General features: G+C 46.1%; 16 protein-coding genes. 3 read left to right on the top strand and 13 right to left on the bottom strand.

The window, feature by feature from the left end; all coding sequences use genetic code 11:
• The first annotated feature begins 247 nt into the window (after window positions 1–247).
• A complete protein-coding gene (locus tag ACTXGJ_RS10930) occupies window positions 248–1,366 on the top strand; it encodes a PhoH family protein (protein WP_439243699.1) in 1,119 nt (372 codons plus the stop codon).
• Between the two features lie 133 nt (window positions 1,367–1,499).
• Entirely contained in the window at window positions 1,500–2,054 is a 555-nt protein-coding gene (gene ybeY, locus ACTXGJ_RS10935) for an rRNA maturation RNase YbeY (protein ID WP_443565980.1), read from the top strand.
• Between the two features lie 163 nt (window positions 2,055–2,217).
• Here the strand turns inward: ybeY and ACTXGJ_RS10940 are convergent, their stop codons facing one another.
• Window positions 2,218–3,093 carry a mechanosensitive ion channel family protein gene (locus tag ACTXGJ_RS10940; RefSeq protein WP_439243705.1) on the bottom strand — a complete coding sequence of 292 codons (876 nt, stop codon included), beginning with the start codon at window positions 3,091–3,093 and terminating at the stop codon, window positions 2,218–2,220.
• Between the two features lie 51 nt (window positions 3,094–3,144).
• A complete protein-coding gene (locus ACTXGJ_RS10945; RefSeq protein WP_443565981.1) occupies window positions 3,145–4,101 on the bottom strand; it encodes an energy transducer TonB in 957 nt (318 codons plus the stop codon).
• Window positions 4,102–4,333: 232 nt separating this feature from the next.
• Between ACTXGJ_RS10945 and ACTXGJ_RS10950 the strand changes: the two genes are divergently transcribed.
• Window positions 4,334–5,119 carry a hypothetical protein gene (locus ACTXGJ_RS10950; RefSeq protein WP_439243710.1) on the top strand — a complete coding sequence of 262 codons (786 nt, stop codon included), beginning with the start codon at window positions 4,334–4,336 and terminating at the stop codon, window positions 5,117–5,119.
• 87 nt (window positions 5,120–5,206) lie between these two features.
• Here ACTXGJ_RS10950 and ACTXGJ_RS10955 read toward each other — a convergent pair whose 3' ends face one another.
• The 11 genes from ACTXGJ_RS10955 to nuoE all read right to left on the bottom strand — a co-directional run bounded on the left by ACTXGJ_RS10955 (window position 5,207) and on the right by nuoE (window position 19,139).
• A complete protein-coding gene (locus ACTXGJ_RS10955) occupies window positions 5,207–6,028 on the bottom strand; it encodes a ferredoxin--NADP reductase (protein WP_439243712.1) in 822 nt (273 codons plus the stop codon).
• 324 nt (window positions 6,029–6,352) lie between these two features.
• Window positions 6,353–7,831 (bottom strand): NADH-quinone oxidoreductase subunit N, encoded by a 1,479-nt coding sequence (locus ACTXGJ_RS10960; protein ID WP_439243714.1) that lies wholly within the window; start codon window positions 7,829–7,831, stop codon window positions 6,353–6,355.
• Between the two features lie 3 nt (window positions 7,832–7,834).
• Window positions 7,835–9,463 carry an NADH-quinone oxidoreductase subunit M gene (gene nuoM / locus ACTXGJ_RS10965; RefSeq protein WP_443565982.1) on the bottom strand — a complete coding sequence of 543 codons (1,629 nt, stop codon included), beginning with the start codon at window positions 9,461–9,463 and terminating at the stop codon, window positions 7,835–7,837.
• A 1-nt stretch (window position 9,464) separates the two neighbouring features.
• The gene (gene nuoL, locus ACTXGJ_RS10970; protein ID WP_439243719.1) at window positions 9,465–11,339 is read right to left on the bottom strand and encodes an NADH-quinone oxidoreductase subunit L; all 1,875 of its coding nucleotides are present in this window, start codon (window positions 11,337–11,339) and stop codon (window positions 9,465–9,467) included.
• Window positions 11,340–11,343: 4 nt separating this feature from the next.
• Complete coding sequence (gene nuoK, locus ACTXGJ_RS10975) at window positions 11,344–11,652, bottom strand: NADH-quinone oxidoreductase subunit NuoK (RefSeq protein ID WP_439243832.1); 309 nt, start codon at window positions 11,650–11,652, stop codon at window positions 11,344–11,346.
• A gap of 98 nt (window positions 11,653–11,750) precedes the next feature.
• A complete protein-coding gene (gene nuoJ / locus ACTXGJ_RS10980) occupies window positions 11,751–12,458 on the bottom strand; it encodes an NADH-quinone oxidoreductase subunit J (RefSeq protein WP_439243721.1) in 708 nt (235 codons plus the stop codon).
• Window positions 12,455–13,003, bottom strand: coding sequence for an NADH-quinone oxidoreductase subunit NuoI (gene nuoI / locus ACTXGJ_RS10985; RefSeq protein ID WP_439243723.1), 549 nt, complete (start codon window positions 13,001–13,003; stop codon window positions 12,455–12,457). Before nuoI ends, nuoJ begins: the two co-directional genes overlap by 4 nt.
• A gap of 54 nt (window positions 13,004–13,057) precedes the next feature.
• Window positions 13,058–14,101 carry an NADH-quinone oxidoreductase subunit NuoH gene (gene nuoH / locus ACTXGJ_RS10990; protein WP_443565983.1) on the bottom strand — a complete coding sequence of 348 codons (1,044 nt, stop codon included), beginning with the start codon at window positions 14,099–14,101 and terminating at the stop codon, window positions 13,058–13,060.
• Between the two features lies 1 nt (window position 14,102).
• Window positions 14,103–17,198, bottom strand: a complete 3,096-nt coding sequence (gene nuoG, locus ACTXGJ_RS10995) for an NADH-quinone oxidoreductase subunit NuoG (RefSeq protein ID WP_443565984.1) — start codon at window positions 17,196–17,198, stop codon at window positions 14,103–14,105.
• Window positions 17,199–17,208: 10 nt separating this feature from the next.
• On the bottom strand, window positions 17,209–18,633 hold the full coding sequence (nuoF, locus tag ACTXGJ_RS11000; RefSeq protein ID WP_439243731.1) for an NADH-quinone oxidoreductase subunit NuoF: 1,425 nt from the start codon (window positions 18,631–18,633) through the stop codon (window positions 17,209–17,211).
• Window positions 18,630–19,139 (bottom strand): NADH-quinone oxidoreductase subunit NuoE, encoded by a 510-nt coding sequence (gene nuoE, locus ACTXGJ_RS11005; protein ID WP_439243734.1) that lies wholly within the window; start codon window positions 19,137–19,139, stop codon window positions 18,630–18,632. The genes nuoF and nuoE overlap by 4 nt, the downstream gene beginning before the upstream one ends.
• Window positions 19,140–19,244: the final 105 nt, after the last annotated feature.

Here is a 19,244-nt window from a genome sequence, read left to right on the forward strand (position 1 = left end):
TATTTACCGCGACTGTCAGTTGCGCTATTAGGCGACTCATAGACAGCGCTAATTTAATACTTCTATTAGCACATAGCTACTGTCAGCTCTTCCTTCGAATCGTTGCAATCAACATACAAAACAGTCGCCACCAATAGCGGCAAAGGCTTGAATTTAAAATATTATCAACCATAATGAAGGATATCTATTAACTTATTCAATTATTTTTGCCCACTAAATGAAGGGCTTTTATTACAAGGATAATCGCTTGACTGAATCCATTAGCCGCAATATAAAATTTGAATTTTTGACCCAAGCTCAACTAAAAACCGTCTTGGGTGAATACAATAAGCACCTCAAATATATTCAAGAGCGCCTCGATATCAAGATTAGCCAGCGCAAAACCGACTTTTGTATTAGCGGCGATATCACGGGTGTCGAGCGCGGCGAGCGCATTATATATAAGCTAGTTGACGAAGCGCAAAACTCTAAAGATATCAGCGCCGAAGAGCTGCATCTTATTATTCAAGCCAGCCTGTCTCGTGATGAGGACATGGCTTACGATCAAGATAACAAAGACAATGCTAACGCTGATAATAGCGAAAATGATGCTGATTTAGATGCAAGTGACGAGTTTACGCCTATTAGTCTGCGCACTCGTAAAGGCAAAATCATTCCACGCGGTGGCAATCAGCAGCGCTACGTCAAAAACGTCTTGACCTCTGATGTCTCCTTCGGTATCGGTCCTGCGGGTACCGGTAAGACCTATCTGGCGGTAGCGTGCGCGGTCGATATGATAGAGCGTAATGAGATTGAGCGTATTTTGCTCGTGCGTCCAGCGGTCGAAGCCGGTGAAAAGCTAGGCTTTCTCCCAGGAGATTTAGCTCAAAAAATCGATCCTTACTTACGCCCTTTATATGACGCACTCTATGAGATGCTAGGCTTTGAAAAAGTCGGTAAAATGATTGAGCGCCAAATCATTGAAGTTGCGCCGCTGGCCTACATGCGTGGTCGTACGTTGAATAACTCCTTTGTGATTTTGGATGAAGCGCAAAACACTACTCCTGAGCAAATGAAGATGTTTTTGACCCGCTTAGGCTTTGGCTCGCGCGCCGTTATCACCGGCGACATCTCGCAAGTTGACTTACCACGTGGTACCAAATCAGGTCTGGCACAAGCCTTAGATATATTGAGCGGCATAGAAGAGATTCATATCACTAAGTTTGACTCAAAAGATGTGGTACGTCATCATCTGGTACAAAAGATCGTTGAAGCCTATGATATCTTCGATGGCGAACAATTAATTATCGATGAGAAGCGTAAACAACAGCGCTTAGCGGAGCAAGAACGTAAACAAGCGATCGCTAATGCAGCTTCTAAGCTTTGATTATACGGCTAAATTTTCAATGATAAAAATAGTCACGAACCGTACTGCAACCAGACTATTAGCATTAGTAGTCTGGTTTTTTATGCTTAAAGAAAATACTTAAGAAAGAAGATTTGAAAGCAGAGCTAAAACAATGAATCAATTCAATGAAATAAATGTCAGCGTCAATGACAGTATTAACGACAATTTAATCGATGAGTCTTACAACGAAGAAGTACTACACCCTGTACTATCAGCGACTTTGACCCATATCGATGAGCGCATTAAAGAAGGTTTGACCCTACCCTACTTCGTAGATATTGATGAGGCAGTATGGCAAAGTAAACCCAAAGCCTTAGATATCTATATTACTGATGTGAGCGAAGGAAAAGCACTCAATTTGGAGGCGCGCGGTAAAGACTATGCGACCAATATTCTCTCTTATCCAAGTGAGCTGCCAGCCAGCGTTATCGATCTAATGCCAATGCTGCCACTAGGCGAGCTGATTATCTGTCATGAGATGCTAGTGCGTGAAGCAAGCGAGCAACATAAAAGCCTAGCGCAGCACATCAGCCATTTAGTCATTCATGGCATCCTGCATTTGCTAGGCTTCGATCACGAGCTGGGGCAAGCGGAGCAAGACGAGATGGAGCAGTTTGAGATTGCTATCTTAGCTCGTCTTAATTTGCCTAACCCCTATTTGTCTTAATATAGTTAATCCTAAATAAAAAGAATACAGCTATGCCAGCGTGCTACTGGTATAAATTTTCCTTGCGTGCTGCGTCCCTTCGATGCTGCGCAAAATTCATCCCAGTAGCACTGTGTTTGTTTCATAGTGGATCGACTATACTTAAAATCGATAAGCTTTTTTATTATTTTTCGTCCATTGGCAACTTTTGCGATTGATCCATATTATTCATCATCTGATCAAGACCCTTAATATGTACGCTGCGCTGCGGGAACGGTATATCGATTTTCTCACTATCAAACACTTCTTTGAACTGTTCAAGTAGATCGCACTGCATCGCCCACCAGTCGTCATTAGTGGTCCAAACGTTAAGGGTTAGATCGACTGAATTGTCCCCTAAGTTAGTCACTCGTACGATAGGTTCAGGATCACTAAAAGCGACCGGGTTTTCTTTGGCTAGTCTCAAGATCAGATCTTTAGCGGTTTTGATATTGGCATCATAGCCCACTCCGATAGTGATATCGACGCGGCGATTAGGTAGCGCGGTATAGTTCGTAACCGCTGAGGTGGTGATATCGCTATTGGGTATAATAATGTCATGGTTGTTAATCGTAGTCATATGAGTATTGACTAACGTAATCTCTGCTACCGTACCGGTATAGCCACTAATCTGTACATAATCCCCTTTAATAAAAGGTTTAAAAGTGACGATGATAATACCCGCAGCAAAATTAGAGAGTTGATCTTTTAAAGCTAGACCAATAGCGACGGCAGCGCCCCCTAAAATAGCAACGACAGAAGTGGTATGAACGCCGACTTGGTTTAACGCCGCTAAAGTGATAATGACCAATAATACGCCGTATAACAGTCGGCTCAAAAAATTGGCCGCTGTTGTCTCTAAATGGCTACGCACCATAAGGCGATTGCTAAAGGTGACTAGTTTTCTGGCAAGCCAGCGGCCGATGATGAAGATTAGTAGTGCAAAAGCCACTTTAAACACTAAAGCGATGGCACTACTCGTCAATGTCGCAACGTCAATAGTAAATCCTAAAAATTCCATAATAACTCTGCTCTTTATAACCTTGTCGATGAATATTAATAATAGGTGTGCCTAATAAGTAACTTCTATTTTATCACTGTAACGGTAAGTGCGAATGAGTCTGAGCTCAACGATATCACTCATATCTTCGGTAAACGCACCAAACGGCGCTGCTTGACGTACAGATTGCTTAGCAGCTTCATCCAAAATATTGGAATTGGAGCTCTCAAGTAAGCGGATGGCTTTAATAGTGCCATCGCTACTGATGATGACCATCAAGCGCACCTCACCGGTGATACCTTGCGCTCTTGCCTGTCTCGGATAATGCAGATTACCTACGCGCTCGACATGATCGCGGAAAGTCTCTATATAATCAGCCGCCGCGCCGCGCGTGGTTGAGTTACTATCGAGGGTGACTACTTTGGATTTTGTCGCATAGACTTGCTGACGCTGAGATAACTGTGCTTCTAGCGTGGCGATCTGTTTACGTAAACGCGCCTCTTGCGCCCGTATATCGTCTTTTGCCTGCTGCTCATCGTTATCTGTATTGTCACTCGCTTGCCGCCAGCTCAAAGTAGTGCGTAAGTAGCTTTCTTGATACTGTTGCTGTCGCACTTGCTGCTGCAGGTTAATGACATCTTGGGTTTCGCTGATGTGCTCAGCTGCGAGTGGACTGGTTTGCGCGCTTTCTTGACGAATTTGTTCCATCACGGTACCACTGCCTATTTGCGAAGCATTAGCGATGTAGTAGGCATCTTCGTTTGGCTGCATATTATCGGTCAGCGCTTTTGCCACATCCTGCATCATAGCTGCAGGATGACTACCCATCGAGAAGCTAATGCCGAATATAAGTAGTACATGCACGCCAAGCGCGACAATAATCGCGACCGGCATACTAAAGCTGCGAGTAGGCGCTTGGCTTGAGAAATGATAACTTTGTGAGTCTTTGATATGCGCCACAGTCACTCTCAGCTGAAACCAATAAATCTGATAACTGGATAATGAGATAAAAAATAATTGCGCTATCATAACACGAGCGTCAAGCAAATGTTTGTATCTAATTTAGCGCTAGGTTGGCTTTAATTTAGTGTCAAGCCAGACGATGACTGATAATGTATAGTTTTAAAAACGCTTGTTAGCGTTATTTGCTAAAATGAACGCGCATACGTTTTTTGCCTAGTGCTTTTGCTATATACTGGCTTTTATTTGCTATTTTATAGCCCGTTTTGTCGCCTGTTTTATAATGATGACTACAAGGATAATGAGTTTGACTGATTCTAGCAACTTTGATGACTTTTACGATTTCGCTGAGGCTATAGGAGAGCGTTTTAACCAGTCTTTTAACGAGGGCTGGGATAGCCTGACTTCTGCGATAAAAAAACTGTATGGCAAAACCTCTGATAAATTAGAAGATGAGATTCCACTACCAGTCGCCCAAAAGTACGTCAATGACGCTCTACAAAAATTTGTCACCGATAATGTTAAAGCGATTTTAGAGCTGCGAGTAGAGCTGCATGATAACTGGTTTCGCCTGTTCTGTACTGTCGATGTCGCAGGTATTTACGCGGAGGTCGCCAGTAACTTCAGCCTAGTGCACGTGCAGCTTGATCGTAATGTCCAGCGCTTCGTTTTCGGTCAGCAGACTTATACTGATGTACTCAACCTGCACTGTGACTCCTTTCTCAAGCGTCAAGGTATCAAAATGCTTATCTGGTTTTATCATAGCGTACTAAAAAAAGATCCTCTAGGCTTCATTCTGACCTATATCAATATTGCTCGGGCCAAAGACGAGATTATCTATTTGGATATTCATCGCTGGCTAAAAAATAATAAAAAAATAATGAGCGCCCTGCACAAAGTCCAAGTCAATTATGGTGAAGTTGAGGAAGAACAATTGGTACTCAAAACCCAAGTCAACTATCGCGACTTATTAGGTAGTAATGGCGATGATATTATTAGTGAAAAAGACAAAGTTGATGATGAGCCTGAATTAATGCAAGGACCTATCAATCCGGTAGATGATGCCACCGAACCCAGTCAAGAGTAAAAGTAATAATACCCCTTGTTTACTCAAGAAAAGCCCCACTCTAAATACTTAGAATGGGGCTTTTCATTATAGACTGAGCTATTTAGCTTACCAGTAGTTTTCTACCGCAATATTACCTTCACCGCGGCGATTCATCACCATCCCTAAGGACTTTAAAGTCTCTTTGGTGTCTTCGACCATATCTGGGTTGCCGCAGAGCATCACATGGGCATTGTCGATATCAAGCTCGATGCCAGCTTTTGCTTGCAAGCTACCGTCTACTAGCAGCTTGGGCAGACGCTCGCTCAATGCGCCTGCCATCGGCTCACGGGTGACAATCGGCACAAATATCAGCTTAGCAGGATTATCCACCAGCTCACCAAAATCGGATTGCAAACGGTTAATCATCTCGACGTACGCCAGCTCCTCTTCACTGCGAGCACTATAGGCGAGCACGATATGCTCATAGTCTTGCCACGTTTGTAGATCCTGTAGCATCGATAAAAATGGCGCAAGGCCCGTACCTGTTGCTAGTAACCATAAGTCTTTTGGTAGCGGCTTTTGATAGCGCGCTAAGGTCAAAAACCCAAAAGGCATGGTATTGAGTAACAGCTCATCGCCGACTTGCAAATGCTGCAGTTCAGAGGTAAAAGCCCCATCTTCGATGACAATAGAGAAAAACTCTAACACCTCATCGAAAGGGGAAGAGACGATAGAATAAGCGCGAAAGATATCTTCATCAAGTACCTCATCAGCGCCCTCACTCGACTGCTGCTGATGATAGTTAAGCTTACTGGGATTGACCCCTAAACGCACGAACTGACCGGCGGTAAACTTAAAGCTGTCCGGACGCGTCACGGTAAAGCTAAATAAATTAGGCGTCCAAGTGGTTTTACTTAGTACGGTTACTTTTTGAATATTATCGCTCATAATAAAGAATCACTTATCGTTATGGATTAATATTGTTATCGATTTATAGTTATCAACTTCTCAAGAATTATAGTGTGCTATAGCCGATCCACTATAAAATAAACACAGTGCTACTACCGCTGTATTCTTTAAATTTAGGATTAACTATATAGACAGCTATTCATTAAATTTCTGCTAAAGGCGTTCTCATTGCTATACATTATGGCGCTGAGCGTTATATTCAAGTTCACAATTTTTATCTTTGAGTTTTACTTCTTAAATAGTCATAAAAAAGGCTAGCCTGCGCTAACCTGATTTATTAATTAAATGACTTCTCGTTTCATGTTACCAAATACGTGCAAGCGCTGCCCACTCAATCATGTTGTTCGGTAAGATACCAAAGCCGATAATGAGGATAGTGACCGCAATCACCATCAGACCACCCATGCGCACGCCCCAATGGCCAACAACATCAAACTCCACATAAGCTTTTGGACGTTTGAACAAAGTCAGCATGACACGTAAGTAATAAAACAGACCTATCGCACTACCTAAGATAATCATCGCCGCTAAGAACCACTGCGCTCCTTGCACCGCCGCTAGGATGGCGAACAGCTTGGTGATAAAGCCTGCCGTCAACGGAATACCCGCTAGCGATAGCATCATAATCGTCATAACCGCAGTCAGTACCGGACGGCGCCAGAATAGACCTTGATAATACACCAGCTTATCTGCTTCACCCGAGAGCCGGTATGGGCTAGACATTAGTGTCACTACCCCAAATGCACCGATTGAGGTAAAAGCATAAACTGCCATATACATGCTTGAAACACTATCAGCAGCCGCGCCAATACTGACGATGACGATCAGCACATAGCCCATGTGTGCAATGGAAGAATACCCCAATAAGCGCTTAAGGTTACTCTGGCGAACAGCGAGCATGTTACCTATTAAGATAGATAAAGTCGCCATCACCATGATGAGCATCTGTACTGAAGGCAGCGCTAGCAGCGCGGTATCCAGTAAAAAACGCACGGCTAATGCCATCATCGCCACTTTTGATACTGAGGCTAGATAAGTGGCGATAGGCGCTGGTGCGCCTTCATAAACATCAGGCGTCCACATATGAAACGGCGCTGCAGATAGTTTGAAGGCGATACCAAACATCATCATCGCCGCGCCCAAAATCACTAAAGGTGAATCGTAGGCGTTAACGAGCACAACGCTAATTTGCTTAAACCCTAAAGCGCCAACTTGTGCATAAATAAAGGCCATACCCATCAGTAAAGTGGCAGAAGCCGTCGCTGACAGTACCAGATACTTCAGCCCTGACTCCAAGGATTGGTTGCGCGAAAAAGTATAAGCAAGCAAACCGTACAAAGGCACTGATAACAGCTCTAAGCTAATAAAGAACGCGGCCATGTGCTGAGCACAGACCATCAGTAGCGCCCCTACTGTAGAAATAAGAATCAGCAGGTACAGCTCTTCTTTATTGTCTTGTAGGTTGGCAAGATAAGCATAGGACAACGTACAGCAAGCGAGCGCACAGATAAGAATGACCACCATATTGAACTGGGCAAAATTATCAATGACAAACATCTGCTCCGCGAGCGGCATCAGCGAGCCTGAGCTTACTATGCCTGTCATCTGACCAAGCAAAGTAAACAGAGCTACGTTGAGACCTATTACGGTAATTGTACCGGTAATAAAATGTGAGCGCTTAATAGTAATCGCAATCATCGTTAATATCACGGTAATCACTATTATAAGAATCGGTGCGTAAGGCATCAGCCCCATCAAATCATTCATCGTAATATCAGTCATGACTTAACGTGCCTCCATTGCATCAAGCAGGTTCGATGCGTCCACTTGAGTGACTTCGCTATAAATATAGGCATTATTGATCCACTGCATTGCTTCACTAGAAGTATCCAAAACCGGCTGTGGATACAGTCCGAGCCAGACTAAACCGGCGGCTAAAGTCAGCAGCAAGGTGACCTCGCGCTTACCTAAGTCTTTTAATGGACGTTCGGGCAGGCCATGCACCTTAGTATGTTTTAGCGCCACTTCTTTAGTGTTATTCACGCCAAATAAAGTACGGTAAATCAAGAGTAATGAATATAGACCCGCTAATACTAAGCTAAAGGTTGCTAATACCACAAACACTGGGTACTGGGCAAAGGTACCGAATAAAATCATAAACTCGCCAATGAAGTTACCGGTGCCTGGGATGCCGAGTAACGCTGCACAAAAGAACATCAGCATCGGTGCGTAATAGCGGAACTGGCCCCACATACCGCCCATCAAAGTGATGTCGCGGGTATGCAAACGCTCATATAGCTGACCGGCCATAATGAATAGCGCTGCCGAGCTTAATCCATGGGCAAGCATCTGTACCATCAAGCCTTGCAAGCTCAGCAAAGTACCTGCATAAATCGCTAAGACAATAAAGCCCATATGCGAGATACTGGTATAAGCGAGCAGACGCTTCATATCTGTCTGCATAAAGGCAAGCCACGCCCCGTAGAAGATACCGATAGCACCGAGCGTCATCGCAATAGGCGCAAACTCTTGCGAGGCTGCTGGAAATAGCGGCAATACAAAGCGTATTAGGCCATACGCCGCAGTCTTAATCAGCACCCCTGCCAAATCGACAGAACCGGCCGTCGGTGCCTGCGCATGCGCGTCAGGTAGCCAACCATGAAAAGGCAGAATCGGTAATTTCACTGCAAAACCGATAAAGAAGCACAACATAATCGGATATTCCCAGCCACCAAGAGAGGTGCCGAGTAAATCATTATAGTTAAAGCTGACTACGCCCGTCGCTGCGCGGTTAAAGATGACTAGCAGCAAAATACCAATCAGCATGATAAGCCCTGAGGCTTGGGTATAGATAAAGAATTTCGTTGCTGCGTATTCTTTGGTCTTACCGCCGACCACATCATGACCCCAAATAGCGATCAAGAAGTAGATAGGAACCAGCATCATCTCCCAAAAGAAGAAGAATAAGAATAAATCAATGGCTAAAAACACACCGATGACGCCGCCTAGGCTCCATAACAAGTTGAGATGAAAAAACCCAACTCGGCGCTGAATCTCATTCCACGAACAAGCCACCGCTGCCACGCCCAAAAACCCAGTCAAAGCCACCATTAATAGTGACATGCCATCCATCGCTAGATGGAAGCTAATACCCATAGCGGGTATCCAAGGCACACTAAATTCAGCGACCCAAGGTACAGCCGACTGCGGCGCGATGACCTGTTTACTCATCCCACTGAAATCACCGTAATGCCATAGCACTAAAGACAAAACGAAAGTCAGTATCATGCCGATCAAAGCGATCCAGCGCGGCAAGCGCTTATTGAAGCGCTCAACTAACCAACATAACAATCCCGCTATAAACGGAATCGCAATCAATGCCGGTAGCATCCATGTTTGTTGTAACTCTATCATCTTACACCACCGTCATCATTACCAGCACCAGCAATACCGCTACACCCAAGCCAAAGCTTGCCGCGTAGCCACGAAGGGACCCTGTCTGCGTCCGGGAGAATACTTTATTACCGAAAGAAGCTAGCATAGGTAGTACCATCCAGCTTTTATCGACAGGATCGGCTTTGAACAAGCGGCCGATGAATAAAAAGGGTTTTACAAATACGATATCGAATAACGCATCGAAGCCTAAACCGTGATAGCACCAATAATAAAGGCCTCCACCGATAGTCGAGCGCTTAAACTTAGTGAGCATACGGCCTTTATCAACGACATATAACAGCGCCGCTATGATTAAGCCTAATAGCATCGCGCCCATAGCGATATATTCAGCCGTGTGCTTGCCATGTGCGTCACCTGATAACTCTAACAGGTGACCAAAGCTCTCTGGCAGCACCCCTTGTAGCGGCGGCGTAATCAGGGCTCCAACAGCAGTGGATAGCACTAACAATATCGTCAATGGTAACCAGTAGGAGACCCCTTTTAGCTTGTGCGCGTGCGTCTTTTCTTCCCCAAAGAACACAATCCAAATCATCCGGAAGGTATAAAGCGCGGTTAAGAAGGCACCGAATACGCCCATATAAAATAACACTTGATGACCCGTGGCATAAGTCTCCCAAAGAATTGCTTCTTTAGAATAAAAACCGACCGTCACCCAAGGAATAGCTGCTAACGCACCGCCGCCTACTAAATAACACCAAAATACTAAAGGTATCTTTTTGCGCAGGCCACCCATCTTAAAGATGTTTTGCTCATGATGTACCGCTAAGATCACTGCACCTGACGATAAAAATAATAAGGCTTTAAAGAAAGCATGCGTCATCAAATGGAAAATAGCACCTTGCCAGGCTCCAACGCCAAGCGCTAGGAACATATAGCCGATTTGACTCATCGTTGAATAAGCCAGAATACGCTTGATATCGGTTTGCGCTAAAGCACAGAAACCTGCGACCACTAATGTCAAAGCACCAACACCGCCAACCCAATAGAGTAAAATCCCTGGGGTCAGCTCAAACAGTGGATGCATACGAGCGATTAAATAAACACCAGCCGTCACCATAGTCGCTGCGTGAATCAAAGCCGATACTGGCGTCGGGCCTGCCATCGCATCAGCGAGCCAAGTATGTAATGGCAATTGCGCTGATTTACCCATAGCGCCACCAACAAGCATCATTGTCGTCAGGATCATGGTTGGATTATTGATATCGAATACTTGCGGCGCTCGGGTGATAATCTCTTGAATATTAAGTGTGCCAAACTCGCGGAATAGTAAGAATAGGCCAAAAGCTAAGAACACATCACCGATACGAGTTACGGTAAAGGCTTTTATCGCCGCCTGACCGTTAGCGCGGTCATGAAAATAATATCCGATGAGCAAGTAAGAGCAGATACCGACCCCTTCCCAGCCGAGATATAACAGTAATAAGTTATCGGCGAGCACTAGCAATAGCATGCTAGCGACGAACAGATTCATATAGCTAAAGAAGCGGGCAAAACCCGTATCACCTTTCATATACCAAGCGGCGAATAGGTGAATTAAAAAGCCTACACCAGTGATGATGCCTGTCATGGTCAGCGCTAAGCCATCAAAGCTTAAGCTAAACCCAGGCGCAAAATCGCCGACTTGAAACCAAGTCCATAACGGTATTTGCACCACTGTACCTGCAGGATAGCTGGTTAAAAAGGTAAAACTGGCGACTAAGGTACAAAGCGCTGATAGCCCCATGCTCCCGACACCGACAAACGTTGCTGCCTGCTCAGATAACTTGTCACGCATAAAGGCTAAAATTAAAAAGCCAATGAGCGGAAATATAAAGGTTAATGGTAATAAACTCATGGCATCATCCTTTCATCTCATTGGCGCTATCGACATCGAGATGCCCACGCTTATGATAAAACTGTAATAGTATCGCAAGCCCAATAGAGACCTCAGCGGCGGCTAAGGTCAGAATAAAGATAAACATCACTTGTCCATCTGGATCGACCCAACGGCTGCCTGCGACCACAAATGCCAATGCCGCGGCATTCATCATAATCTCAAGTCCCATCAGCATAAATAAGAAATTGCGTCGCACCATAACACCGCACAGACCGATAGTGAATAGGATACCGGCCAATATTAATCCATGGCTCATCGGTATCAGACCCACCGTATTTTGCATCGCCATAGCTGGCTCTGCAAACCCGACTACCTCATGCGCAAAGGGTACGCTTGACACCTCCCCGGCCACACTTACTGCTTGTACCATCAGTCTAGCTCCTTACGCTTGCTACGCGGCGCTGCCACATAATCATTAGGATCAACCGTATCATAAACATAAGGCTTAGCCATTTCGACCGCATCAGTAGCACTCTCAGACTTATCCTCTTCATATTCTTTAATGCTACCCACCGAAGGGCGATAAGCTAAGCTATCATTACCGATGATCTCATCATCATTCGACTCTTTACCTAAGTGATAAGCGGCAACTAAGGCGGCTAGCAATAATAAAGCAGCCACTTCAACGAGCATAATATATTTGGTAAATAACACTGTACCGACTGCCTTCGCTGGGACAGTAACCCCGCCAATAACGGCAGTCTCATCATGATTGAGACCGATCATGCCGTACAGTACTACGGCGATAATAAGCGTGAGCCCAGTCGGTATCGCCCAAGTCTTAGCATCGAGCCACCGCTCTTCACGCGCCTCATCTGCCATGCCCAAATTGAGCATCATAATAACGAAAACGAATAGCACCATAATGGCGCCAGCATAAACGACAATCTCAAGAGCACCGGCAAAAGGAGCGCCTAAGACGAAGAAAATACCTGATAAAGCCAGCAAAGTGACGATCATCGCCAAGATAGCGTGTACTGGATTGGCATGGGTCACCACTCGTAGACTGGCAAAGATAGCCACTGCGGCTAAAGCATAAAACCCTACCAGATCCGGATGATTCATAAACTCCATCATGGTAGTAAACTCCTTACATCGATAGGTGCCGACTCATTTTGCGCCGCGCCTTTTGGTTTGTCGTCTACTGCCATACCCGTTACTCGGTAGTAATTATAGTCAGGATACTTCCCTGGCCCTGAGATCAATAAATGCTCTTTTTCGTAGACTAAATCCTGACGCACATACTCGCCAAGCTCAAAATCTGGTGTCATCTGAATCGCCGTCGTTGGACAAGCCTCTTCGCACATCCCGCAGAAAATACAGCGAGAGAAGTTAATACGGAAAAACTCTGGATACCAGCGCCCATCTTCGCGTTCGGCTTTTTGTAGCGAGATACAGCCTACTGGACAGGCAACCGCGCATAAGTTACAGGCCACACAGCGCTCATCGCCATCAGGATCACGCGTCAATACGATACGCCCTCGAAATCTGGGTGGTACTGGTACCGGCACTTCTGGATAAAGTATGGTATCGCGTGGCCTTATGGCATGGCTATTGACCATCCACATCGTACGGACAATGGTAAACATACCGATGACCGTCTTTTTTATGGCGTTTAACATGGGATTATTATCCTTATCAGCATTTCTTTGCGTCACCTATAAGACAGCATACAGCTACAGCGTTGGAGAAAAAATTAAAATAACCAAAGCCGTAATCAATAGATTGATCAATGTGACTGGCAGACAGACTTTCCAGCCAAAGTTCATCACCTGATCGTAGCGAGGACGCATTAATGAGCCCCGTGCTAAGACAAACATAGTCATAAAGAATAACGTCTTAATCATGAACCAAAAAGCCGGCGGAATAAACGGAATATCGATATTGAAGGGTGGTAACCAACCGCCAAAGAACAGACAAGTCATCAACGCTGAGATCAGCACTACGTTGACGTATTCACCAATAAAGAACATACCGAACTTCATGCCTGAGTATTCAACATGATACCCTTCAGCAAGCTCTTGCTCCGCTTCTGGCTGATCAAAGGGATGTCTGTGCGTTACCGCTACCCCAGCTACTACGAAGGTTAAAAACCCAAAAAACTGCGGGATAATATACCAGCCATCAATTTGCGACTCGACAATCTCACGCAGGTTAAAAGAGCCAGTCAAAGCGACAACGCCCATGAGCGATAAGCCCAAAAATACTTCGTAACTGATAGTCTGTGCCGCCGAGCGTAGGCCACCTAGTAAGGAGAACTTATTGGCTGAGGCCCAGCCACCAAACATCACCGCGTAAACAGCCAAACCTGCCATCGCAAAGAAGAACAGAATACCAATGTCCCAATCCGCCACGCCAAGGGTCGGCGAGATGGGAATAATAGCAAAAGAGGCTAAGGCGGTGAACATCGCTACCGCTGGCGCTAAGGTGAAAATAAACTTATCGGTAAAGTTTGGCGTCCAATCTTCTTTAAAGAAAATCTTCAGCATATCCGCGACTAATTGTAGCGAGCCAAAAGGGCCGACGCGATTTGGACCGTAGCGATCCTGCCAAAGGGCGAGCATCCGGCGCTCATAAACAATCATGACCGCCGCGACGATAACCACGACTAAGAAAATAACCAAAGCTTGTAGGACTAAGAACAGAATGGACCAAGTCTCAACGGTTAAGCTACTTGCCAGAAAGCTTGGCACTTCAGGAATGATACGAGTAATTTGCATATTACACCTCCTGTGTGCTGCTAGAACTGACATCGTCAGCAGTGGCGGCCACGTCATCAGCCATGTCACCGTTTATTTTAACGCCAACGGCCGGCGCTTCGACCTTGCGTACTGAAGCCAGCATTGAAGGATGAATAATACTGACCTGTCCAACCGGATAGCCGATACAACCTTCTGCTAAATAATCAACCACTTGCACCGGCAGCGTCATCTGCTGCTGCTCGATATCGATAGCTAAATAATCACCAGCGCTAATGCCCCAGGCGCTCGCATCTTCAGCCCCTATACGCCAAGTAGCGATAGGTAGCTGCTCTGCGACAATAGGACTACGCGCGGCCATTATCGAGCTGGCAAATATATTATAGATAGGTACTAGCTTGGCTTGTCCTTGCTCAATATTCGTGCGGTTAGAGGCGGCCGCTTCCGGCGCTACATACTGACGCTCTACTAAGCGCTCGCCTAGATCAAATAAACGCACACCAGGATCGCCGCCTTTTAGGCTGCCACCGACTTTGTCTTGGTACTTATTCCAAGCTTGCGGTGAGTTCCAACCTGCAGCGTTGGCAAAAGGAATCATAGATCCTTTAGACTGCTTACCACTATAGCCTTCCATCGAAAAGGTTAAGCCGGTATCTAAATCTTTGGGCTGCATCGGCTCATGTACTGAGATGGGCGCACGCATAGCAGTACGACCAGAATAGCGGCGCGGCTGACGAGCTATTTTTAGACCACTGATGCGGTAATCGGCATCGGGCGCTGCGTCTTTAATAGCGGCAAGATTAGGATGCGTCGCGATTAAGGCATTAATTACATCATCCAGCTGCGTCCAATCGACCGGCTTACCGAGTAGACTATTATGCACTGCATGTAACCAGCGCCAGCCTTCTTTAATACTGCTCATGGGATGATAATAGTTATTATCATAAACTTGAAAGAAGCGCTGCGCGCGGCCCTCACTTGATACTAGCGTGCCGTCCGCTTCCGCGAAGCTAGCAGCTGGCAGCACGATATCGACATCTTTATGCCAATCTAGCAGCTGATGGTCAAGGGCGATGACCGTTTTATCGGTCAATAGCTGGCTCAGCTTGCTAGCCGCAATAGCATCGCTCAATTGATTTTCAGCCACGACGACCACGTCGAAATCAGTCGCTAGTAGCTCTTCTACCGACTGCCCACCGAGCAGACAGACACCGATACTATTGGCATCTGGCACGGTTAAATAAATACCGGCCTGCGCGCTATAGTTAATATTAGCTTCTTTTAGCTCTAGCTCATCAGCAGGCTCACGATTGATATCTTCTTGCTCTTGTTTGTCTGTACCGGTTTCTGGTTTTGCAGGCTTAGCGGCTAGCTCTTTGTCCTCTTCAGGCTGAGCGGTTTGCGCTTGTTGCTCTGCCGCCTGGACTTTGGCACTGCGCACTTTAGCGTTGTGAGCTTCAACTTGCTCTTGCTCAGTTGCTTTTATGCTAGCGCGTTTTTTAGTTAAAACTTGGGTGATTTGCGCCGCCGCTTCAATCATAGCATTAGAAGCTAAGCTAGTACCCGCAATAACTAAAGGCTTATCGGCTTGTATTAAGTCATAAGCGATCTGTTTGGCTAAGGCTTGCATGCCATTGCTATTGTCAGTACTGGCTGAAGCTTGGCTTTGTTGTTCAGCTGGATTAGCTATTTGAGTTAAGTCGTTCGCTAAATCAGCGATCTCATCTGCAACCTTAAACCCTAAGCGGGTAATGTCTTCTGGCGTTGCCACCACACTTGCCTTGCTAATGTCATCAAGCTTCGTTTGGGTGACGTCGATTACATAAACGGGGCTAACAGCTCCTTGAGCAATACGCTGTACTGGCTCGGCGAGCCAAGCTTGCGTCTTAGCAGCAGCAGCCATTTTTAAGGCTTCGTTTTTTGCCGCTTGTCGCACGGATAGCGCCACTCTTGATGAGGTTTGAGTAATATCTTCACCTAGTATCAATACCGCGTCATGACTTTCGATATCAGTCATACTCGGATTATAGACGCCTTCAGTGCTCAGCACTTCGATACACTTATTAACTAGCGATTGCTGTTGGTGATTAAGGCCAGTAGAGAAATTATCAAAACCGACTAGATTTTTTAGCGCAAAGTTGGTCTCTAAGCTGGCGCGCGGCGAGCCAATGCCGACGATTTTTTTATCTTGGAGGCGTTTGATCGTTTCATCTAGCGCATAATCAATATTAATTTTGACGTGCTTATCATTGATACGCTCAAGCGCTTGAGTTGGGCGATCGGCACGGTTGACATAACCATAGCCAAATCGGCCTCTATCGCACAAGAAATAGCGATTGACCTCGCCGTTATAACGGTTCTCAATCCGGCGTAGCTCACCATAACGCTCGCCGGGTGAGATATTACAGCCCGCTGAGCAGCCATGACAGATGCTAGGCGCGTACTGCATATCCCACTTACGGTTGTAACGCTCAGAGTGCGTTTTATCTGTAAACACGCCAGTTGGGCAAACTTCAGTTAAGTTACCGGAGAACTCACTCTCAAACTGTCCGTCTTTTTCACGACCAAAATAGACGCGGTTATTAGAAGAAAACACGCCTAAATCCTCACCACCGGCATAGTCTTTATAAAAACGTACACAGCGATAGCAAGCGATACAGCGGTTCATCTCATGCGCGATAAATGGCCCAAGTTCTTGGTTATGATGAGTGCGCTTAGTGAAGCGATAGCGGCGCGTATTATGGCCCGACATATACGTCATATCTTGCAAGTGGCAGTGACCGCCCTCTTCACAAGTGGGACAATCATGCGGGTGGTTGGTCATGAGTAGCTCAACCATCGACTTACGAAAGGCTTTTGCCTCATCATCCGTCACTGAGATATACATGTCATCGCCTGGCGCGACCATACAAGACATCACAAGCTTACCTTTGCCTGCCTCTAGATCTTCTTTATTTTGGTACTGTTTGACCGCGCACTGACGACAAGAGCCCACTGAGCCTAATGCCGGATGATAACAAAAATACGGCACATCAATGCCAAGTGATAGGCACGCTTGCAATAAGTTATCCGCGCCATCAACTTCGACAGTGGTTCCATCAATATGTATGACTGCCATGCCGTTCTCCTTATTTTGCTACTGGCTGTGGATTACCTGCAGCCTCAATCACATCTTCGCCGACCGCCTGAGCAATCTTACTATCGAACTCAGGACGGAAATATTTGATCGCACTCATCAGCGGCTCCATAGCACCAGGAGCGTGAGCGCAGAACGTCTTACCGATCCAAAGGTCGCGTGTCAGACCTTCTAATTTTTCTACATCACCGACTTGCCCTTCGCCATCATTGATAGCAGTAAGCAGCTTGACTCCCCAAGGTAGACCATCACGGCACGGCGTACAAAAGCCGCAAGATTCGCGCTGAAAGAAAATCTCTAGATTGCGCAGCAGCGGTACCATATCTTGCTCTTGATCGACAACCATAAGCAGACCAGTACCCATCCGGCTACCCGCTTTTTGGATAGTATCGAAATCAACAATGGTATCTAAATGCTCAGCAGTTAAAAAATCAGTGGAAGCGCCGCCGGGTAACCAAGCTTTAAGCGTACGACCTTCCTGCATACCACCTGCAAAATCATCAATAATTTCGCGCGCGGTATAGCCAAAGGGCAGCTCCCATAGTCCTGGGTCATTGACCAAGCCTGAGCAACCAAATAGTTTCGTGCCCGGAGTCTCGACTACGCCTTTGATCTTCGCTAAGTCTTGATACCACTTACTACCATGCAGAATAATAGCCGAGACATTATGTAGAGTCTCAACGTTATTGACGATAGTCGGTCTGCCCCACGCGCCCGCCACTTGTGGAAAAGGCGGCTTAGTGCGAGGATTGGCACGGCGACCTTCCAAAGAGTTTAGCAGCGCCGTCTCTTCACCGCAGATGTAGCGGCCAGCACCCGTATGCACATGCAAATCAAAGCTAAAATCTGAGCCTAAAATATTATCACCGAGCAAGTTATTGGCACGCATCTCATCGAGCGCTGCATTTAGACGCTCGGCTGCTAATATATACTCGCCGCGAATAAAGATATAACCTGCTGTCGCTTCTATGGCATAAGCCGAGATGAGCATACCTTCGATAAGCTGGAACGGTAGACGCTCCATAAGCAGTCTATCTTTAAAGGTACCAGGCTCCATCTCATCAGCGTTACAAACTAAGTAACGCGGCCCACCATCATTAGGCGCCATCAGCGACCACTTAATACCAGCGGGGAAACCAGCACCGCCGCGGCCTTTCACTACTGCTTCTTTAATAGTGCTCAGCGTATCGCCAGCGGATTGATTCAGCGCCATCTTTAGCGCTTCAAAGCCACGCAGGGACTGATAAGTAGCCAGATCTAACACAGCGTCATGGTGCGCAAGCCGCCATGTCAAAGGTTTGGTTTCGCTGGTTGCTGCGTCTTTATCCCCATAAACGGGAATGCGCTGCTCATTTAACTGGCTTGGGGCTTTACCTTGGCGACGCTGGGCAATTTGCTCTGCAACGGATAATCTCATGCGTATAGCTCCAATAATTGCGCGACTTCACCAGGTTGGACTGGGCCATAAGTATCTTCATCGATCAATACCGCCGGGCCTTTATCACAGTTACCTAGACAACAAATCGGTAAAATAGTAAAGCGACCATCAGCGGTAGTTTGGCCATACTCAATACCTAGCTCGGCTCTAAAAGCGGTGGATAGCGCCTCATAGCCTGTTAGATAACAAGATACCGAATCGCAAATAAGAATCACATGACGGCCGACCGGCTGCCGATAAATACGATTATAAAAAGTGGCGACGCCTTCAATATCAGTCACCGGAACCTCTAAAATATTAGCGATAGCGTTGACCTGCGCATCATCCACCCAGCCATTGCGTTTTTGCACAATTTTAAGCGCATCCAAAGACGCAGAACGCGCTTGTGGATAATGATGCATAAAATCATCAATAGCGGCAATCTCGCTTGTCGTCAAAATACTGGCGACATCTACCTTTGGCGTTTTATCAGAAACAATCTTCATAATCTTCTATTCTATCCTCACTCATCGCGCTGCGCCCTAAGGCCCTTATTGTACTGCTGCAGCGGTTTGGTGTGCCTGTTGGCGATAATATCAATGTTGCTTATT

Origin of the sequence: Psychrobacter sp. 1Y11 (genome assembly GCF_052259045.1) — a bacterium.
GTDB lineage: Bacteria > Pseudomonadota > Gammaproteobacteria > Pseudomonadales > Moraxellaceae > Psychrobacter.